The following is an 18,711-nucleotide window of genomic DNA, read 5'->3' as shown; positions in this document are numbered from 1 at the left end:
CCTTCCGGTGCCCGGCCTCCCCTCGTGGGAGCGCCGGGCACCGGTGTTTTTCCTCCGCCCGCCAGGCATGTTGCGCTCGTCACTCCTCCAGCGAAACGTTGCCGTTTCGCTTACCGCGTCGTAGGCTCATCGAGTCGAGAACGAAACCGTTTCGTTCTCTTAAAGTTCACTTCCCTGGAGTGGCCTCACATGTCCCAGACGACACTGGCCGACGCCACCGGCACGTCGGCCCCGCCCGATCCGAAGGTCTCGGCCAGGCGCTGGTGGATCCTCGGCATCATCGGCATCGCGCAGCTGATGGTCGTGCTCGACGCGACGATCGTGAACATCGCACTGCCCTCCGCGCAGCAGGACCTCGGCTTCAGCGACGGCAACCGCCAGTGGATCGTCACCGCCTACGCGCTGGCCTTCGCCTCCCTGCTCCTGCTCGGCGGCCGCATCGCCGACCTCTTCGGCCGCAAGCCCGCCTTCCTGATCGGTGTCGCGGGCTTCGCCGGCGCCTCCGTGCTGGGCGGCGCCTCCACCAGCTTCGGGATGCTGGTGACGGCCCGCGCACTGCAGGGCGTCTTCGGCGCACTGCTCGCCCCGGCGGCGCTCTCCCTGCTCAACACCACGTTCACCGACGCCAAGGAGCGCGCCAAGGCGTTCAGCGTCTACGGCGCGATCGCCGGCGCAGGCGGCGCGGTCGGGCTGCTGCTCGGCGGCGTCCTGACCGACGCGCTCGACTGGCGCTGGACGCTGTACGTGAACCTCGTCTTCGCCGTCGCCGCCTTCGTGGGCGGCTGGATCCTGCTGAGCAGCCACCGCGACGCCGCGGGCGCGAGGCTCGACCTGCCAGGCACACTGCTCGTCTCCGCCGGACTGTTCTCCCTCGTCTACGGGTTCTCGAACGCGGAGACGCACGACTGGAGCTCCCCGCAGACCTGGGGCTTCCTGGCCGCCGGCGCGGTGCTGCTGACCGCCTTCACCTGGTGGCAGACGCGGGCCAGGCACCCGCTGCTGCCGATGCGCGTCCTGCTCGACCGCGACCGGGCCGCCTCGTTCGTCACCGTCCTGATCACGGGCGCGGGCATGTTCGGCGTCTTCCTGTTCCTCACGTACTACCTGCAGCTGAATCTCGGCTTCAGCCCCACGAAGACCGGTGTCGCGTTCCTGCCGATGATGGCCACCCTGATGGTCATGGCGCAGGTCTCCACCACGGTCCTGGTGCCGCGGATCGGCCCGAAGATCGTCATCCCCGCCGGCTTCGCCGTCGCCGCGGTCGGCATGGCGTGGCTGACCGGGATCGGCCTGGACTCCGGCTTCGCCACGGATGTGCTGCCGCCGCTGCTGCTCATCGGCGCGGGCCTGGGCGCCGTGATGCCGCCCGCCATGGCGCTGGCCACCAGCGGCATCGCCGCCGAGGACGCGGGTGTGGCCTCCGCGACGGTCAACACCATGCAGCAGGTGGGCGGTTCGATCGGTACCGCCCTGCTGAACACGCTCGCGGCGAGCGCCGCCACCAGCTACCTCGCGGGCCGGGACCCGGCGGACAAGCTGAACCGGGCGCAGGCCACGATCGAGAGCTACACGACCGCGTTCTGGTGGTCGGCGGGCTTCTTCGCCGCCGGCGCGGTCATCGCCTTCCTGCTGTACCGGCGCGGGGCCGTACGGCAAGGCGTCGATACTGATGCGGCACCGGTCGTCCACATGTGACCACCGCCGTATCCCGCCACAGGGGCCGCCGTCCGCAGGGAGACGGCGGCCCCCGCGCGTGCCGGGGGCGCGGGCAGTGGCATCGTGGGACACGATCATCGAGCTCAGCCCAGTCAGCTCAGGAGGCACTTCGTGGCGGACACCCCCGACACCCCCCGTTCCACCGGCCGTCCGGCCCATCAGAACGTGACGTTCGACAGCAACGGCACGCCCGCCCACGGTTATCTGGCGCTGCCGCCCGCGGGCAGCGGCCCCGGCGTCATCGTCATCCAGGAGTGGTGGGGACTGACCGACCACATCGCCGATGTGACGGACCGCCTCGCCGCCGAGGGGTTCGTGGCGCTCGCGCCCGACCTGTACGGCGGCAACGTGGCGCACGACTCCGGCGAAGCGTTCCGCATGATGCAGGACCTGCCCGTGGAGCGCGGTGTCGAGCTGCTGTCCGGCGCGGTCGGCCATCTGCTGGCGCTGCCCGAGGTCACCTCGGAGACCGTCGGCGCGGTCGGCTTCTGCATGGGCGGCGGCTTCGTCCTGTACCTGGCGGCCCAGGACCCGCGGGTCGGCGCGGCCGTCCCGTTCTACGGCGTCATCCAGGGCGAACTCCCGGACTTCTCACACCTGAAGGCGGAGATCCTCGGCCACTACGGAGAGCGGGACGAGGCGATCCCGGTGGCCACGCTCGACGGCCTGCGCAAGGCCATCAAGGACCAGTCGGGCATCGACGCGGACTTCCGCGTCTACCCGGCGGACCACGCCTTCTTCAACGACGGCCGCCCCGAGGTGTACGACAAGGACTCCTCGGAGAAGGCGTGGACGGCAACGCTGAACTTCCTCAAGTCAAACCTCAACTGAGCCTCTCCGGGGGCCACTTCAGCCCCTCCGGCGATTGAGGAGCGGGGTCCGGGGCGGAGCCCCGTGACGGCGGGGCCAGGAGGCGCTCACCTCTCTGGCCCCGCACTCAAATCAACTCACCAGATCCGCACACGATCAGCCGGGTCGAGCCACAACCCGTCCCCCGCCTCCGTGGCGAACGCCTCATGGAACTCATCAAGGTTCCGCACAATGTTGGCCCGGAACTCCGGCGGCGAGTGCGGGTCGATCGTCAGGTACTGCTGCTCCTGCTCCTTGCGCCGCTTGGTGCGCCAGCAGTAGGCCCAGTTGAGGAACAACCGCTGCGACCCGCTGATCCCGTCCTCGGTCACCGGCACGGCCTCGCCCGCGAGCGCGATCAGATACGCGGTGTGACCGATGGTCAGGCCGCCGAGGTCACCGATGTTCTCGCCGACCGTGAGCGCGCCGTTGACGAACTCGCCGGGCAGGTTGCGCGGCGAGAAGCCGTCGTACTGCTTGATGAGCGCCTTGGACTTGCCTTCGAAGGCGGTCTTGTCGTCGGCGGTCCACCAGTCGTTGAGGTTGCCCTGGCCGTCGTACTGGGCGCCCTGGTCGTCGAAGCCGTGCCCGATCTCGTGGCCGATGACGGCGCCGATCCCGCCGTAGTTCTCCGCGGCGTCCGCCTCCGGTGAGAAGAACGGCTTCTGCAGGATGCCGGCCGGGAAGCAGATCTCGTTCGTGCCCGGGTTGTAGTACGCGTTGACGGTCTGCGGCAGCATGAACCACTCGTCGCGGTCGACCGGCGCGCCGATCTTGGCCATCTGCCGGTCGTGCTCGAAGGCGTCGGCGGCGAGCGCGTTGGCCAGCAGGTCGTCGGCGCCCACGGTCAGCGCCGAGTAGTCGCGGAACCGGTCCGGGTAGCCGATCTTCGGGCGGAACGTGGCGAGCTTCTCGTACGCCCGCTCCTTCGTCTCGTCCGTCATCCAGTCGAGGGCGCCGATGGACTGCCGGTAGGCCTCCAGGAGGTTCGCGACCAGCTCGTCCATGAGCGCCTTGGACGAGGGCGGGAAGTGCCGGGCCACGTACTCCTTGCCGACTGCCTCGCCCATGGCGCCCTCGACGAACGCGACGGCGCGCTTCCAGCGGGCCCGCAGTTCGGGGGTGCCGTTGAGCGTGCGCCCGTAGAACTCGAAGTTGTTGCGCACGAACGCCGAGGACAGGTACGGGGCGCTGCCGCGCACCACGCGTACAAGGAGCCAGTCGCGCCACTGCTCGATGGGCGTCTCGGCCAGGACCGTGGACAGGTGCGCCAGGTAGGACGGCTGACGGACGCAGGACTGCCGAAGCGTCTCGTCGCTGCCGCCGAGCCCGGTGACGTAGCCGCGCCAGTCGAACTCCGGTGCCAGCGCGGTGAGTTCGTCGAACGTCGTGAGGTTGTACGTCTTCTGCACGTCCCGCGTCGCGGCCCGCTCCCAGTGCCCTTCGGCGAGCCGGGTCTCCAGGGCGAGGACGGTGCGCGCCGCGGCGGCCGGGTCGGCGTGCTCGGCGAGCGTGAGCAGCTCGGTGAGGTACGCCTCGTACTTCTCGCGGGTCTCGGCGAACTTCTCGTCGCGGTAGTACGACTCGTCGGGCAGGCCGAGGCCACCCTGGAGGATGTTGTAGAGGTAACGGTCGGAGTCGCGGTCGTCGGAGTCGATGTACGAGCCGAACAGTCCGGAGCCGCCGGTGCGCTCGAAGCGGCCGAGGAACGCGGAGAGCTGGGGGACGTCGGCGAGCCGGGCCACCTCTTCGATCAGCGGCCGCACCGGGTCAAGGCCCCGCGCCTCGACGGCGTCCTCGTCCATGAACGACGCGTAGAGGTCGGCGATCTTGCGGGCCTCGGCCGGGTCGAGCCCGGTGGGGCCGCCGGCCGCGATCTCCTGAATGATCTCCTTGACCTGCTGCTCGGCGACGTCGACGAGCTGCACGAAGGGGCCCCAGCTGGAGCGGTCGTCGGGAATGGGCTCGGTCGCCAGCCACTGGCCGTTCACATGGCCGAAGAGGTCGTCCTGCGGGCGGGTCGCCGGGTCCATGCCCGGGCGCGCGTCATCCAGAGTGCTCATCGATGCAGCCTACCCAGGTCAGAGGGCGAAAAGCGTCGCGGATACGGCACCGCCCCGGGCGGCGGGGAGCCGGCCGGGGCGGTGCGGGTGATCCAGCGGATCAGGGACTTACTTGGTGAGCGTGGCGAGGGCCTCGTTCAGCGTCTGCGACGGGCGCATGACGGCGGCGGCCTTCGCCGGGTCGGGCCGGAAGTAACCGCCGATGTCGGCGGGGCTGCCCTGGACGGCGAGCAGCTCGTCGACGATCTTCTGCTCGTTCGCCGCGAGGTTCTCGGCGAACGCGGCGAACGCCTTGCCGAGCTCCGCGTCGTCGGTCTGCTTGGCCAGTTCCTGGGCCCAGTACAGGGCCAGGTAGAAGTGGCTGCCGCGGTTGTCGATGCCGCCGACGCGGCGGGTCGGCGACTTGTCCTCGTTGAGGAAGGTGCCGGTGGCGCGGTCGAGGGTCTCGCCGAGGACCTTGGCGTGCGCGTTGCCCGTGGTGGTGGCGAGGTGCTCGAAGGAGACGGCCAGGGCGAGGAACTCACCGAGGGAGTCCCAGCGCAGGTAGTTCTCCTTGACGAGCTGCTGGACGTGCTTCGGGGCGGAGCCGCCGGCGCCCGTCTCGAAGAGGCCGCCGCCGTTCATCAGCGGGACGACGGAGAGCATCTTGGCGCTGGTGCCCAGCTCCAGGATGGGGAAGAGGTCGGTGAGGTAGTCGCGCAGCACGTTGCCGGTGACCGAGATGGTGTCGAGGCCCTGGCGGATGCGCTCGACGGAGAGCTTGGTGGCGTCCTCCGGGGTGAGGATCCGGATGTCCAGGCCCTCGGTGTCGAACTCCGACAGGTACTGCTCGACCTTCTTGATCAGCTGGGCGTCGTGGGCGCGGCCCTCGTCCAGCCAGAACACGGCCGGGTCACCGGTGGCGCGGGCGCGCGTGACGGCGAGCTTGACCCAGTCCTTGATCGGGGCGTCCTTGGTCTGGCAGGCGCGGAAGATGTCGCCCTCGGAGACCGTCTGCTCCAGGACGACGTCGCCGGCCTTGTTCACCAGGCGGACGGTGCCCGTGGTGGGGATCTCGAAGGTCTTGTCGTGGGAGCCGTACTCCTCGGCCTTCTGCGCCATGAGGCCGACGTTCGGGACGGAGCCCATGGTCGACGGGTCGAAGGCGCCGTTGGCGCGGCAGTCGTCGATGACGACCTGGTAGACGCCGGCGTAGGAGGAGTCCGGAATCACCGCGAGGGTGTCGGCCTCGCCGCCGTTCTTGTCCCACATGTGGCCGGAGGTACGGATCATGGCCGGCATGGAGGCGTCGATGATGACGTCGGACGGCACGTGCAGGTTGGTGATGCCGCGGTCGGAGTCGACCATGGCCAGCTCCGGGCCCGCGGCCAGCTCGGCCTCGAAGGACGCCTTGATGTCGGCGCCGTTGGGCAGCGACTCCAGGCCCTTGTAGATGCCGCCCAGACCGTCGTTCGGGGTCAGACCGGCGGCGGCGAGGTCCCCGCCGAAGCGGGCGAAGGTCTCGGGGAAGAAGGCGCGGACCACGTGGCCGAAGATGATCGGGTCGGAGACCTTCATCATGGTGGCCTTCAGGTGCGCGGAGAAGAGGACACCCTCTTCCTTGGCGCGGGCGACCTGCGCGGTCAGGAACTCGCGCAGCGCGGCGACGCGCAGCACGGAGGCGTCGACGACCTCACCGGCGAGGACGGGGACGGACTCGCGCAGCACCGTGGTGGTGCCGTTGTCGGCGACGAGCTCGATGCGCAGGGCGTCGTCCCCGGCGATGACGGTGGACTTCTCGGTCGAGCGGAAGTCGTTGACGCCCATCGTGGCGACGTTGGTCTTCGAGTCGCCGGTCCAGGCGCCCATGCGGTGCGGGTGGGCCTTGGCGTAGTTCTTGACCGAGGCGGGGGCGCGGCGGTCGGAGTTGCCCTCGCGCAGGACCGGGTTCACGGCGGAACCCTTGACCTTGTCGTAGCGGGCGCCGACCTCGCGCTCCTCGTCGGTCTTCGGCTCGTCCGGGTACGCGGGCAGCGCGTAGCCCTGCTCCTGCAGCTCGGCGATGGCCGCCTTCAGCTGCGGGATGGACGCCGAGATGTTCGGCAGCTTGATGATGTTCGCCTGCGGCGTCTTCGCCAGCTCACCGAGCTCCGCGAGGGCGTCGGGGATGCGCTGCCCCTCCTCCAGGTACTCCGGGAACACGGCGAGGATGCGGCCGGCCAGGGAGATGTCACGGGTCTCGACGCGCACACCGGCGGTGGACGCGTAGGCCTCGATGACCGGGAGGAAGGAGTACGTCGCGAGGGCCGGGGCCTCGTCAGTGTGCGTGTAAATAATGGTCGAGTCAGTCACCGGGGGCTCCGCTCCACGTCTTCCATCGTCGTCTGCAGTCTTGCTCATAATTGCTCGACATCAAGATATCTCGTGTCCGGCTCATCTTCGAAAGGGCCCTGCCCCGAGATCGGGCAGCACGGCCCCGGCCGGTCCCTGCCGCACGATCGTGCCTTTCTCCAGTACGACGACGCGGTCGGCGAGAGCCGCGGTGCCGAGGTCGTGCGTGATCAGGACGAGCGACAGGTCGCCCCGCTCCTGCAGCATGTTCGCCAGTACGTCGAGAAGGTCGCGCCGGGTGACGGTGTCGAGACCCGACGTGACCTCGTCGCAGATCAGGACGCGGGGCCTGGCGAGCAGGGCGCGGGCGAGGGCGGCGCGCTGGAGTTCACCGCCGGAGAGCTGCCCGGGTCTGCGCCGTACGAGGCCGGCGGCGAGCCCGAGCCTTTCGAGCGTGTCCAGGGCCTCCTCGCGGGCCGCGGCGGGGGTGGCGTCGCGCAGGGTCACGGCGGTGCGGGCCACCTGGTCGAGGACGTCGCGGAACAGGTCGAAGGAGGCACGGGCGTCCTGGAACACGTACTGCACGGCGGCGAGCTGTGCCTTGTCGCGTCCGCGGACGCTGCGCGGCAGGGCGGCGCCGTCGAGGAGGAGCTGCCCTGTGTGGTCGCGGTGGAGTCCGGCGAGGCAGCGGGCGAGGGTGGTCTTGCCGCTGCCGGAGCGGCCGAGCACGGCGAGGCATTCGCCGCCGCGCACGTCGAGCGCGGGCAGCCGCAAGGCCTCGACGGCCGCGCGGGGGCCGTCGCGGTGCCGGGCGACGAGGTCGCGCACGCACAGCACGGGAGACTGGATCGGGGCGGCTTTGCGCTGCAACTCCCCGGCGGGGGCGAGGAGTTCACGGGTCCAGGAGTGGCTGGGCGCGGTCCACAGCCGCTCGGGCGGCCCGGACTCGACGACGCGTCCGCTCCGCAGCACCAGCACCTGATCGGCGAGCGTGCGTACGACGTCGAGGTCGTGGCTGAGCAGGACGACGGCCACACCCTGGGCCGCGACGGCGGCGAGCCGCTCGACGACGCGGCGCTTGGTCACCGGGTCGAGCCCTGTGGTCGGCTCGTCCGCGACGACGACACGGGCCCCGAGCAGCAGCGCCTGGGCGAGGACGACCCGCTGTTGCTGGCCGCCGGAGAGCTGATGCGGGTAGCGCCTCAACAGGTTTGCGGCGTCGGGGAGTTGTGCGGCCGCGGCGGCTCGCAGGACGCGTCGGCGCACCTCGGCCCGCCGGGCCCGCGACGGCACGCCCCCTACCTGGGTGCGGGCGATGTCGCGCAGCAGGGCGTCGGCGCGACGCGTCGGGTTGAGGACCGCCGACGGATGCTGCGGCACGTATCCCACGGGGCCGTCCCCGGCGACACGTATCTCCCCGGAGACCGTGGCCCCTGGCGGGAACTCGCCGAGCAGCGCGAGCCCCGTGGTGGTCTTTCCGCTGCCGGAGGTGCCGACGAGCGCGACGATCTCGCCGGGGCGTACGGACAGGTCGATCCCGTCGACGAGCGTGCTGCCGCCGACCTCGACGCGCAGCCCGCGGATCTCGGCGACATGGTCGGCGGGGAGGGTGGCGGCCGGGGCGATGTCCTGGGTCACCGCTGGGCTCCTTTCGGCAGGCGGCGGGCGGGGCGTCCGCCCTCCAGAGCCGCGTCGAACAAGAGGTTGGTCCCGGTCGTCAGGGCCACGATCAGCACGGCCGGCACGACGACCGCCCAGGGCTGGACGGAGAGGCCCGGTCGGTTGCGGTCGACCATGACGGCCCAGTCCGCCGCGTCCGGGGTGACGCCCACGCCCAGGAACGCGGCCGTCGCCACGAGGTACAGGGCTCCGGTCAGACGGATGCCCGCGTCGGCGGCGAGGGTGCGCAGGCTCCCCCGGCCGACGTGCCCGACGGCTGTGCGCCACCACGTCTCCCCCTGCATGCGCAGCGCTTCGACGGCCGGGCCCGCCGCTGTCTGCGCCGCGGCGGCCCGGACGATACGCGCCGCGTCCGGGATGTTGACCAGGGCGATGAGCAGGGCGAGGCCGCCCGCGCCGGGCGAGAACACGGCGGCGACGAGCAGGATCAGCAGCAGGGACGGCACCGCGAGCAGGACGTCCAGGGGCCGCATCAGCAGGTCCTCGAGCCACCGGCGGTCCGTCAGCGCCGATACGAGGCCGAGCGGCAGCGCCACCAAGTAGGCGAGGGCCGTCGCGGCGAGGGCGACGACGACGACCGTCCGGCCACCGTTCAGCACCTGCGCCACGACGTCGCGACCCACGAAGTCGGTGCCGAGCGGGTGCCCGTCACCGGAGGTGAACGACACCCCCCGGGGCCCCGGCTCTCCCACGAACAGCGGTCCCAGCAGGGCCAGTGCGAGCGGAACACCCACGAGGGCCGCTCCGGGCAGGAAACGCCTCACGCCGCCACCCCCGCCCGCGGTGCGAGGCGGCGGGCGATCAGGTCCGCGCCGAGGTTGAGCAGCACGGTGAGGACGCCGAAGACGACGGCGAGCCCCTGCACGACGGGCACGTCGCGTTCGGCGACCGCGTTCATGAGGACGGTGCCGAGTCCTGGGATCACGTACAGGGCCTCCACGACGATGACGCCGCACAGCAACCAGTCGGCGGTGCGGGCGAGTTGCTGCGCGGCCGGGGCGAACGCGGCCGGCAGCGCGTGGGTGTAGCGGACGCGGGCGGCGGGGACGCCGTAGCGGCGGGCCTGCTCCGTGTACGGCGCGGCGAGCGCGTCGATCATTCCGGCGCGCACGAGCCTGGCGAGCGAGCAGACCGGACGCGACAGCAGGACGAGGACGGGCAGCACCAGAGCCGTCGGGTGGGCGAGCAGGTCCGTGCCGTAGCCGACGGCGGTGGGCGGCAGCCAGCCGAGGCGCAGAGCGAACACGGTGATCAGGAGCACGCCGAGCGCGAACTCCGGTACCGCGTACACGGCGAGCGTGGCCGCGCTGACGCACCGGTCCGCGAGCCGTCCGGCGTGCCGCGCGGCGAACACGCCGAGACCGACGCCGAGGGGGATCAGCAGGACGAGCGCCGTGACGGCCAGCAGCAGGGTGGGACCGAATCCGTCGACGAGGTACGAGGTGACCGGGCGGCCGGAGGTGAGCGAGGTGCCGAGGTCGCCCTGGAGCAGGCCCCCTGCCCAGGAGGCGAGCCGTTCGGGCGCGGGCCGGTCGAGTTCCATGGCGTCGCGGATGGCGGCGATCCGCTCCGGGTCCGGCTGTTCCCCGGCGAGGGCCACGGCCGCGTCACCCGGCAGCGCCTCGGTCAGCACGAAGACCAGGAGCACGACGGCCACGGTCTGCGCGCCACCGAGGAGCAGCCGCCGGGCGAGCCAGGAGCGCGGTCCGCTCACGCGAGCCACACCTTGTCGAAGCGCGCCCAGTCCAGGGTGTTGGCGGGCGCCGTGCGCTCAACTCCCCCGACTCCGTTCGCGGTTGCGATGATCCAGTCGGCGAATCCCCAGACGAGGAAGCCGCCTTCCGCGTGCAGACGGCGCTGCATGCGCCGGTACACATCGGCTCGTGCGTCTTTGTCGCGCGTCGACTGGGCCTGCCGGTAGAGCGCGTCGAAGTCCTTGTGCTGCCAGTGGGTGGCGTTGGTGGTGGAGTCGGTGAGCAGGCGCTGCGAGATGTGGGCCTCGATGGGCATGGCACCGGAGCGGTAGCAGCACAGGGTGCCGGAGTCGAGGATGTCACTCCAGTACGAGTCCTTGCTGCCGGTCTTCACGGTGATCGTCACGCCCGCCCTGGCCGCCTGGTCGCGGAAGATCCCGGCGGCCTCGGTGAATCCGGCGGCGACATCGGAGGTGTCGAGCGTGACGCGCAGTGTGTCGGCGCCCGCCTCTTTCAGCAGCGCGCGGGCCCGGTCGAGGTCCTGCGTGCGCTGCGGCAGGCTGTCCGCGTAGTACTCGTAGCCCTTGCCGAACAGGTCGTTGCCGATCTGGCCCGCGCCGGAGAGCGCGCCGTCGACGAGTTCTTTGCGGTCGGCGATGAGGAAGAACGCCTCCCGCACCCGTTCGTCGTCGAACGGCGGCCGGTCGGTCTTCATTGCGAACGCCTGCATGGCACTGCCGCGCAGCCGGACGATCTCGATACGTCCCTGGCCTTCGTGGGCCCGCGCGGTGGCGGGGTCGAGTTCGTGCGCGTACTCGACCTGACCGCCGAGCAGGGCGTTGATCCGCGCCGATTCCTCGTTGGCGACGACGATCTCGAGCTCGTCGAGGTGGGGGGCGCCGTCCCAGTACGCGTCGTTGCGGCGGTAGACGGCCGTGCGGCCGGGTGCGAACGAGACGAAGCGGAAGGGGCCGGAGCCGATGGGGTGCCGGTCGAAGTCGGCCGCGCCCTCGGGCACGATGTACGCGCCGAAGGCCGCCAGCACGTTGGGGAATTCGGCGGTCGGCCGCTTCAGCACGAACGTGATCGCCCGCTCGCCCGTCGCCCGGCTCGCGGCCAGATCGATGGGTTCCAGGGACGCCTTGGCGCGGAACGCCTTGTCGGGGTCGGCTATCCGCCGGTAGCTGTGGAGCACGTCCCGTGCGGTGACCGGACGTCCGTCGTGGAAGGTCGCTTCGCGCAGGGTGACGTGCCAGCGGTCGAGGGCTCTGTTCGCCTGCCACTTCTCGGCGAGTCTGGGCACCGCGGACAGATCGGCGCCGTAGTCGGCGAGCTTGTCGTAGAGGGCCTTGGCCCTGGCGACGTCGGCGAACAGGTTCGCCAGGTGCGGGTCGAGCGTCTCACTGGCCCCGCCGCCGGCGAACGCGGCGCGCAGCCGACCGCCGCGCCGGGGCGTGGAGCTGCCCGCGCCCGCGCCGTCGGTTCCGGTGCCGCTGCCTGAACAGCCGGTCAGGGCGAGGGCGGTGGCCCCGGACACGGCGGCGAGGAAACCGCGTCGGCGCAGGCCGGAGAAGGGGGTGCCGTCATGCATGGCGTACGTCCTTGTGATGTGAGCTTTGTGGTGCGGGCTTTGTGGGGTGGGCGTTGCGAGGTGGGCTCTGTGAGGTGGGCGGCGCGTCAGACGAGGCGGGCGACGAGATGCAGCCGGTCGCCGTCGGCGCGTGCCAGATCCGCGGGCAACTGGCCTTCCTGCCAAGGTGGTTCGGTGCGCGGGCCGGGCGTGTCGTACAGCGCGAGGACTTCGAATCCGTACGCGGCCAGCGCGCGTCGGATCTCCTGCGGAAACATCAGCCGCCAGGCGGACCGCTGCCGCAGCGGCGTGGTGCCGTCGTCGGCCGCCCATATTCGGTCACGGCACAGGAGTTGGGCGGCGCGGTCCACGTGGAGCGTGGTCGTGGAGCGGTACGTGACGCCCTGCCAGGACACGGAGTCGACGGCCGGTGCGTCGAGGAGGTCGGTGCGGCCGAGGAAGTAGGCGCCGTTGCGCATTTCGGCGAGGAGCAGCCCGCCGGGTGCGAGGGCGCGTCGGCAGGAGTCGAGGAACGTGTCGAGCTGCGCGTTCGTATGGCAGTACAGCATCGCGCTGTCCAGGCACACGACGGCGTCGAACTCCCGCTCTCCCAGGTCGAATCGGCGTAGATCGGCGCGGACGTACTCGGGTCCCGGGTGGTGGGTGCGGGCATGCGCGAGCATCGGCTCGGAGAGGTCCGCTCCGACGACGTCCCGTCCCGCGCGGCTCAGGTATGCGGCGTCGCGCCCGGTACCGCAGCCGAGGTCGAGGACCCGAGCGCCGACGGCGCGGCGGCGCAGACAGTCCTCGGCCCACCGTCCGGCGCGTCGTTCGAGGTCGGGGAACCGGGCTTCGTAGAGCGCCGGGTTGTCGGTCAACAGGTTGCGGTGGAACGCCTGTTGGGGGGAGACGGCACGCGGGCGGCTCATCGAGGCGGGTATGCGGTACGTGTCCTCGCTCATGCCGCGGCCGCCAGTGCGGGTTCCCTGGTGGGCAGGGTGCCCAGGCGGCGCAGCCAGGCCACGCCCGCCGCGGAGGCGAGACCGAAGAGGAGGCAGCACGCCCAGGGCAGCCAGGCGGCGCTCCGGTTGCCGGTGTCCATCGCCCAGCCGACGACGGTGTTGCCCACGGCCGCGGCGATGCCGGAGACGACGTAGAAGATCCCGAAGTACGTGCCGGTGAGTTCGGGCCGTCCGAAGCCGGGGATCAGCTCCATGACGAACGGCTGCGCGATCATGACGCCGACGTAGAGCAGCAGCGCTCCGACGAGCACCGCGGCGGCCGCCGCTCCCCCGGCCCCGCGGCCCGCGGCGGCCATCGGTGGCACGAAGGCAAGCGCCATGACGGCCAGCCCGACGGCGATCCAACGCGCCCTGTCTCCACGGGACTTCAGCGCCGCGGTGACCCGCATCTGGAGTGTGAGGTTGGCGACGGTGCCGACGAGGAAGACGATCCCGGCCGCGCCGTTCCAGCCGGTGGCGGCGCGCGCTCCGGCGGGCAGCAGCAGGTACAGCTGGTTCTCCAGGGTGAACATGCCGACCATGGCGAGCGCGAACGCCAGGAAGACCCGGTTGCCGACGACCTCGCGCCAGTCGGCGAGGACGCCGCCCTCGGCCGGTGCGACGGACCTCGCGGGGAGCACGAGCGCCTGGGCGACGGTGAGGATCGCGAAGATCCCGGCCGCGGTGAGCGCGGAGGCGCGGAAGTCGACGAGGAGCAGGGCGCTGCCGAGCAGCGGTCCGACCAGGGCGCCCGTCGTCGCGAACACGTTGAAGAGGGCGAACGCCTCCGCCTTCCGCTCCCCCGCCTCCTGCGAGAGATATGCCCGCACGGCCGGGTTGAACAGGGCACCGGCCAGCCCGCTCAGGACGGACGCGGCAAGGAGCACGGGCAGCCCGTCGCCCAGCGCGAACAGGGCGAAGCCGACGGTGCGCAGACCGCATCCGGCGATGATGACGCCGCGCGCGCCGAGCCGGTCGGCGGCGGACCCGCCGATGAGGAACAGGCCCTGCTGACTGAGGTTGCGTACGCCGAGGACGATGCCGACGACCGCCGCCGACAGCCCGAGATCCTGGTCAAGGTGGGTGGCGAGGTAGGGGATGAGCAGGTAGAAGCCGGTGTTGACGCCGAGCTGGTTGACGAGGAGGAGGCGGATGGCGAGGGGGAAGCGGCGCATCTCATGCCACGTCTTCATGGCGCACCCCTACCGTCATCGTGTCGTGGCGTTCCGCAACTCCGAGGCCGGGCGCCCCTGTTGTGCGGACGACGCCGTCCGATCCGCCGATTCCGGTCCAGGGGTCGTGGGCGAGGAGCAGATGGCCGTCGAGGTCGTGCCAGCGGGCCCGCGCGGCGAGGTGGACGGCGGGCGCGAGGCCGAGGCTGCTGGCGGTGAGACATCCGAGCATCAGGTCGGTGCCGCTCTGCTCGGCGAGCTCGGCGATGCGCAGGGCCGCGTGGACGCCGCCGCACTTGGCGAGCTTCACGTTGATGCCGTGGACGCGTCCGGCGAGGCGGCGGGCGTCGGCGAGGTCGACGGCGTCCTCGTCGGCGATCACTGGCAGCGGGGACCGTTCGGCGAGCGCGGCGAACGACTCGGGGTCCCCGGGGGCGATCGGCTGCTCGACCGCTTCGACGCTCAACTCGGCGTAGCGCGGCAGGAGTTCGCGGGCCTGGCGGAGGGTCCAGGCGCCGTTCGGGTCGAGCAGGATCCGGGCGTGGGGCGCGGCGTCCCGGATGACGCGTACGCGTTCGATGTCGTCCTCGGGGTCAGGGGCGCCGGCCTTCACCTTGATGATCCGGAACCCGCTCTCGGAGAGCCGGCGGGCCTGCCGGGCGGCGTGCAGCGGTGAGGTGATGCCGAGCGTGCGGGCGGTGGCGACGCGGGGCGCGGCCAGGCCGACGAGCCGGTGCAGGGGGCTTCCCGCACGCTTTCCGACGAGGTCCAGGAGGGCGGACTCGACGGCGGCGGTCACGGCGGCCGGGGTCGGCTCACTCGTCAACTCGCCTTCACCCAGCGCCTGCAGAGCGCTTTCGGGTCCCGCGAACCGAGGCAGCTCTTCGCGCGCGATCCGGTCGAGGTGACGGTGGAGCGTGTCGATGTCGAGGCCGTAGTACACGCTGCTGACGGCCTCGCCGTGGCCCCGCTGCCCCTCGTGTTCGAGGGTGAGCCACGCGGCGTCGCGCGCGGTCGTGACGGAGCGGGAGATCCGCAGGGGTTCGGCCAGGTGGAGGCGGGCGGTGCGGTGGGATGCCTTCACGGGGTCTCTTTCAGCGCGAGGAGGTCGGGACGGGGGACATCGGGGCGGCGAGGGCCCGGGTGGAGCGGGTCGGTCACCGTGCGGCAGCGGGTCCAGCCCGTCACTTCGGCGGCGCGGGGATGCGGGATCTCCGCGGGGACGGCCGCGGCGGCGGTGGGTTGCAGGTGGTGACGCGCCGCGAAGTCGTCGTCGTAGATGCTGCCGAGATACCGGTGCGGCCCGTCGGGGAACACGGTGGCGACGCACGCACCGGGATGGGTGCGCGCCGCCCACGCCGCGACACGCGCGACGGCTCCGGTGCTCCAGCCGCCGGTGACGAAGCTGGACCGGGCGAGCCGCCGGCAGCTGTCCACGGCTTCGGCAGGGCCGATCCAGTGCACCTCGTCGAACAGGCCGTACGCGACGTTGCGCGGGTGGATGCTGCTACCGAGGCCGCGCATGAGGCGGGGCCTGGCGGGCTGACCGAAGATCGTGGAGCCGGTGGCATCGACACCGATGAGCCGCAGTGCGGGGAAGCGCTCGCGCAGCGGTCCGGCGATTCCGGCGCTGTGCCCGCCGGTACCGACGCTGCACACGAGGACGTCCAACACGTCGAGCCGCTCGGCGAGTTCGGTGGCGAGCGAGGCGTATCCGGCGATGTTGTCGGGGTTGTTGTACTGGTCGGGCCAGTAGGCGTCGGGCAGTTCGGTGAGCAGATCGCGCAGCCGGGCGAGGCGGGCCGCTTGCCAGCCGCCCTGCGCGGCGGGCCTGCGCACCAGCTCCAGCCTGACCCCGTGAGCGCGCAGCAACTGCTGTATCGAAGGCTCCAGTTCGGCGTCGCCGACGAGGACCACCGGGTGCCCGAGCGCCTGCCCGGCGAAAGCGAGACCGATTCCGAGCGTGCCGGAGGTCGACTCGACGACGGGCGCACCGGGCAGCAGCTCGCCGCGCCGTCGGGCGCCCCGCAGCATGGAGACGGCCGCGCGGGCCTTCATCCCGCCGGCGCCGAGACCTTCCAGCTTCGCCCAGAATCCGGGGTGCGGTGCGGGCAGGTCGGCGGTGATCCGCGCGAGCGGGGTCCGGCCCAGCAGTTCGAGCAGTTCGGGCCGCGCGACGGGCCCGGAGCGGACGGCGGTCGTCATCGTCGCCGCACCCCCTCGGGCGCCGGGGCGCGGTAGCGGTGGAGGGCGCCGGGCCCGCCGTCGAGCCAGAAGAACGGGTACGGCTCCGCGCACACGGCGCTCACCCCGCTCCCGAGGAAGCGCGGCAGCACCGCGCTTCCGGTCTGCGCGAACATCACCAACTGCTTGTCCTCGCGCAGCGCGTGAGCGCGCAGAGCGTCGAGGGAGCCGTTGCCGAGGGTCATCCCGGAGGCCAGCACCGCGTCGCAGCGGTCGAGTGCCGCGCCCGCGTCGGTGACGATCGGCTCGCCCCACTCGGTAGTGCCGCCCTTGAGATCGCAGGGGATGCAACGCAGGCCGCGCGAACCCAGCTCTTCCAGAAGGGAGTTGACGACGCCGACCAGCAGCACGGACGCGCCCTGCGGGAGCCTCTCCACGTCGATCAGGTCGACAACGGCCGCGGCCCGCGCCCGCGACTTCTCCAGGGACGTGCCCGGCGCCAGCGCCACCGACCGCGCGCCGTTGGCCGCGATGTGCGGGAGCAGGTGCATCAGGTACGCGTCGAGCGCGGCGACCCGCACCGGAAGCAACGGGTGCGTGAGCAAGGTCGCCACGTCGGCGCCGACGCAGTCGTCGATGGCCGCGTCGGGCAGAGCGCCGGGCTCGACGGCACACGATCCGACGGCCTCGGCGAGGCGCAGGCTGAGCACCTCGTTGCGGTAACCGGCGCCACGCCCGTCGTGCCGTACGGCCTGGCGCGTGACGAAGGCGACCGAGATGCGGAACGTGGCCGGGTCGGGCCCCCGGGCGCCGGCGCGCACCTCGTCCACGAGGCGGTCGAATGTGAGGTGGTCGGGCGTGAGGCGGCCGGGCGGCGTGACGTGATCCCGCGTGAGGTGGTCGGGCGTGGCGTGATCCCGCGCAACGTGGTTCCGCGCAACCTCGTCCTGCGTAACGCAGTCGTGCGCGACCTGTCCCGTGCGCGTCGTCGTGGTCATCGGATCACCATCCGGTCCCGGACGCCCGCCATCAGCGTCTCGACCCGGGTACGTGCCCCGAGCCCTTTCGGATCTCCGGCCATGACGTGCCCGAGGTACTCGTTGTTGCTGCCCGCGGTGGTGACGGCGCGGCCTGGCTCGGCGAGCACCACCTCCAACACGTCGGTCTCCTGGCGAAGTTGCTCGCCGCTGTCGAGCGAGGTGAGGGTGCCGTCGGCCTCGGGCACGAGGAAGCCGATGGCGGCGCTGCGCAGTCCGGTGTCGCGTACGGCGAGGTCGGGTGCACGGCCGAGCGCCACGTCCACGGCGACGGCGGCCAGGTCGATGCCGGTGACGTGCCGGACGAGTTCCGTGATGCGGTTCCCGGCGGGGCGTGGATTGACCTCGACGACGCGCGGTCCTGCGGAGGTCAGTTTGATCTCGGTGTGCGCGACGACGCCCTCCATGAGGCCCAACGCCTTCAAGGCCTCAACAGCCGTGTCCTGCACGGCAGTTAGTTCGTCCGGGGCGAGCGGCGCCGGAAACATGTGTCCCGTCTCGATGAACGCGGGCGCTCCCGCGATGCTCTTGTCCGTCACTCCGACGACGCTGATCCGTCCGCCGGAGGACACGGTCTCGACGCTGACCTCGGGTCCGTCGAGCAGCTCCTCCAGGAGGACCAGGCGCGGGCGATGCTGTCCGCGCGCGTTCACGGGGAAGCCCGCGAGTGCCCGGCAGGCCGCCACCAACTCGGCCTCTTCGTCCACGCGGCGTACGTACATGCCCGCGCACAGGTCGACCGGCTTGACGACGAGCGGGAATCCCAGGGCGCGCGCCGCCCGGACCTCCGTCGCTCCGGGTTCGTCGCCCGACTCCACGACCGCGAACCGCGGTCCTGACACTCCGGCGCCCTCAAGGGTCCGGCGGGTGAGGTCCTTGCGGCAGGCGCGCGCGACGGCGTCGGCGCCAGGTCCTGGCAGCCCGAGCCGGGCCGCGACGGCGGCCACGGCCGGCAGGTAGTAGTCGCAGGAACTCAGTACCCCGTCGAACCCGAAGGCCGCGTGCAGCCGCTCGGCGACCGGCAGCAGCGCGTCGAGGTCGTTGGTCTCGGCCGTGATCACATTGCGGGCCCCGAGCAGCGGATGCCGGACGCCTTCGGGCGCCGCCCGTAGGTAGTGCCCCAGGTCCCGGGTGAGGAATGTGAACTCGTGCCCGCCGTCGCGCAGCGCCTCCGGCAACAGTCTGCTCATCGACCCGACCCAGCTCTCGACCATCAGCAGATGACCCACAACTCCCCTTTCATGGCGTGCGGTTGATGTTTCGCGCACGGCGATACGGCAGCACGGCGCACCCCCGGCAGCGGGGGACGCCGACTTGACCTGGCACACGTTATCGACAATCGTTTTCATTGTCATCTGACGGTTCACTGCCAGGTGCCGCGGCACCGCGAACCGGTCCGCGCGCTTGCCGACCACCGATTGCGAGCCCCGAACAC

Annotated in this window: 14 protein-coding genes; 2 read left to right on the top strand and 12 right to left on the bottom strand. The window is 71.6% G+C overall.

Annotated elements, in window-relative coordinates:
- Positions 1 to 189 precede the first annotated feature (189 nt).
- Both ACIREE_RS12945 and ACIREE_RS12940 read left to right on the top strand, forming a co-directional pair.
- A complete protein-coding gene (locus ACIREE_RS12945; protein WP_404150337.1) occupies positions 190 to 1,695 on the top strand; it encodes an MFS transporter in 1,506 nt (501 codons plus the stop codon).
- 132 nt (positions 1,696 to 1,827) lie between these two features.
- The gene (locus ACIREE_RS12940) at positions 1,828 to 2,547 is read left to right on the top strand and encodes a dienelactone hydrolase family protein (protein WP_404150335.1); all 720 of its coding nucleotides are present in this window, start codon (positions 1,828 to 1,830) and stop codon (positions 2,545 to 2,547) included.
- A 116-nt stretch (positions 2,548 to 2,663) separates the two neighbouring features.
- Here ACIREE_RS12940 and ACIREE_RS12935 read toward each other — a convergent pair whose 3' ends face one another.
- The 12 genes from ACIREE_RS12935 to ACIREE_RS12880 form a co-directional block, all read right to left on the bottom strand.
- The gene (locus ACIREE_RS12935) at positions 2,664 to 4,628 is read right to left on the bottom strand and encodes a M13 family metallopeptidase (protein WP_404150333.1); all 1,965 of its coding nucleotides are present in this window, start codon (positions 4,626 to 4,628) and stop codon (positions 2,664 to 2,666) included.
- Positions 4,629 to 4,736: 108 nt separating this feature from the next.
- Positions 4,737 to 6,959 (bottom strand): NADP-dependent isocitrate dehydrogenase, encoded by a 2,223-nt coding sequence (locus tag ACIREE_RS12930; RefSeq protein WP_404150331.1) that lies wholly within the window; start codon positions 6,957 to 6,959, stop codon positions 4,737 to 4,739.
- 81 nt (positions 6,960 to 7,040) lie between these two features.
- Positions 7,041 to 8,576, bottom strand: coding sequence for an ABC transporter ATP-binding protein (locus ACIREE_RS12925; protein WP_404150330.1), 1,536 nt, complete (start codon positions 8,574 to 8,576; stop codon positions 7,041 to 7,043).
- Positions 8,573 to 9,382, bottom strand: a complete 810-nt coding sequence (locus ACIREE_RS12920) for an ABC transporter permease subunit (protein ID WP_404150328.1) — start codon at positions 9,380 to 9,382, stop codon at positions 8,573 to 8,575. The genes ACIREE_RS12925 and ACIREE_RS12920 overlap by 4 nt, the downstream gene beginning before the upstream one ends.
- Positions 9,379 to 10,332, bottom strand: a complete 954-nt coding sequence (locus ACIREE_RS12915) for an ABC transporter permease (RefSeq protein ID WP_404150326.1) — start codon at positions 10,330 to 10,332, stop codon at positions 9,379 to 9,381. The genes ACIREE_RS12920 and ACIREE_RS12915 overlap by 4 nt, the downstream gene beginning before the upstream one ends.
- Complete coding sequence (locus tag ACIREE_RS12910; RefSeq protein WP_404150324.1) at positions 10,329 to 11,903, bottom strand: ABC transporter substrate-binding protein; 1,575 nt, start codon at positions 11,901 to 11,903, stop codon at positions 10,329 to 10,331. The genes ACIREE_RS12915 and ACIREE_RS12910 overlap by 4 nt, the downstream gene beginning before the upstream one ends.
- Positions 11,904 to 11,989: 86 nt before the next feature.
- Positions 11,990 to 12,811, bottom strand: a complete 822-nt coding sequence (locus ACIREE_RS12905) for a class I SAM-dependent methyltransferase (RefSeq protein WP_404150503.1) — start codon at positions 12,809 to 12,811, stop codon at positions 11,990 to 11,992.
- A gap of 29 nt (positions 12,812 to 12,840) precedes the next feature.
- Positions 12,841 to 14,076 (bottom strand): MFS transporter, encoded by a 1,236-nt coding sequence (locus tag ACIREE_RS12900; protein ID WP_404150322.1) that lies wholly within the window; start codon positions 14,074 to 14,076, stop codon positions 12,841 to 12,843.
- On the bottom strand, positions 14,060 to 15,139 hold the full coding sequence (locus tag ACIREE_RS12895) for a dipeptide epimerase (RefSeq protein ID WP_404150320.1): 1,080 nt from the start codon (positions 15,137 to 15,139) through the stop codon (positions 14,060 to 14,062). The genes ACIREE_RS12900 and ACIREE_RS12895 overlap by 17 nt, the downstream gene beginning before the upstream one ends.
- Complete coding sequence (locus tag ACIREE_RS12890; RefSeq protein WP_404150318.1) at positions 15,136 to 16,260, bottom strand: PLP-dependent cysteine synthase family protein; 1,125 nt, start codon at positions 16,258 to 16,260, stop codon at positions 15,136 to 15,138. Before ACIREE_RS12890 ends, ACIREE_RS12895 begins: the two co-directional genes overlap by 4 nt.
- Positions 16,257 to 17,237, bottom strand: coding sequence for a Rossmann-like domain-containing protein (locus ACIREE_RS12885; protein ID WP_404150316.1), 981 nt, complete (start codon positions 17,235 to 17,237; stop codon positions 16,257 to 16,259). Before ACIREE_RS12885 ends, ACIREE_RS12890 begins: the two co-directional genes overlap by 4 nt.
- Positions 17,234 to 18,505 (bottom strand): ATP-grasp domain-containing protein, encoded by a 1,272-nt coding sequence (locus ACIREE_RS12880; RefSeq protein ID WP_404150314.1) that lies wholly within the window; start codon positions 18,503 to 18,505, stop codon positions 17,234 to 17,236. The genes ACIREE_RS12885 and ACIREE_RS12880 overlap by 4 nt, the downstream gene beginning before the upstream one ends.
- Between the last annotated feature and the right edge of the window lie 206 nt (positions 18,506 to 18,711).

The organism is Streptomyces sp. NPDC102467 (genome assembly GCF_044765445.1).
Classification (GTDB): domain Bacteria; phylum Actinomycetota; class Actinomycetes; order Streptomycetales; family Streptomycetaceae; genus Streptomyces.
The sequence above is the reverse complement of the archived record's forward strand: the minus strand, read 5'-3'. Positions and strand labels throughout refer to the sequence as shown.

Coding starts and splice junctions, on each gene's coding strand:
- ACIREE_RS12945 (WP_404150337.1), top strand. CDS start 190: ATGTCCCAGACGACACTGGCCGACGCCACCGGCACGTCGGCCCCGCCC.
- ACIREE_RS12900 (WP_404150322.1), bottom strand. CDS start 14,076: ATGAAGACGTGGCATGAGATGCGCCGCTTCCCCCTCGCCATCCGCCTC.
- ACIREE_RS12935 (WP_404150333.1), bottom strand. CDS start 4,628: ATGAGCACTCTGGATGACGCGCGCCCGGGCATGGACCCGGCGACCCGC.
- ACIREE_RS12885 (WP_404150316.1), bottom strand. CDS start 17,237: ATGACCACGACGACGCGCACGGGACAGGTCGCGCACGACTGCGTTACG.
- ACIREE_RS12890 (WP_404150318.1), bottom strand. CDS start 16,260: ATGACGACCGCCGTCCGCTCCGGGCCCGTCGCGCGGCCCGAACTGCTC.
- ACIREE_RS12910 (WP_404150324.1), bottom strand. CDS start 11,903: ATGCATGACGGCACCCCCTTCTCCGGCCTGCGCCGACGCGGTTTCCTC.
- ACIREE_RS12905 (WP_404150503.1), bottom strand. CDS start 12,811: ATGAGCCGCCCGCGTGCCGTCTCCCCCCAACAGGCGTTCCACCGCAAC.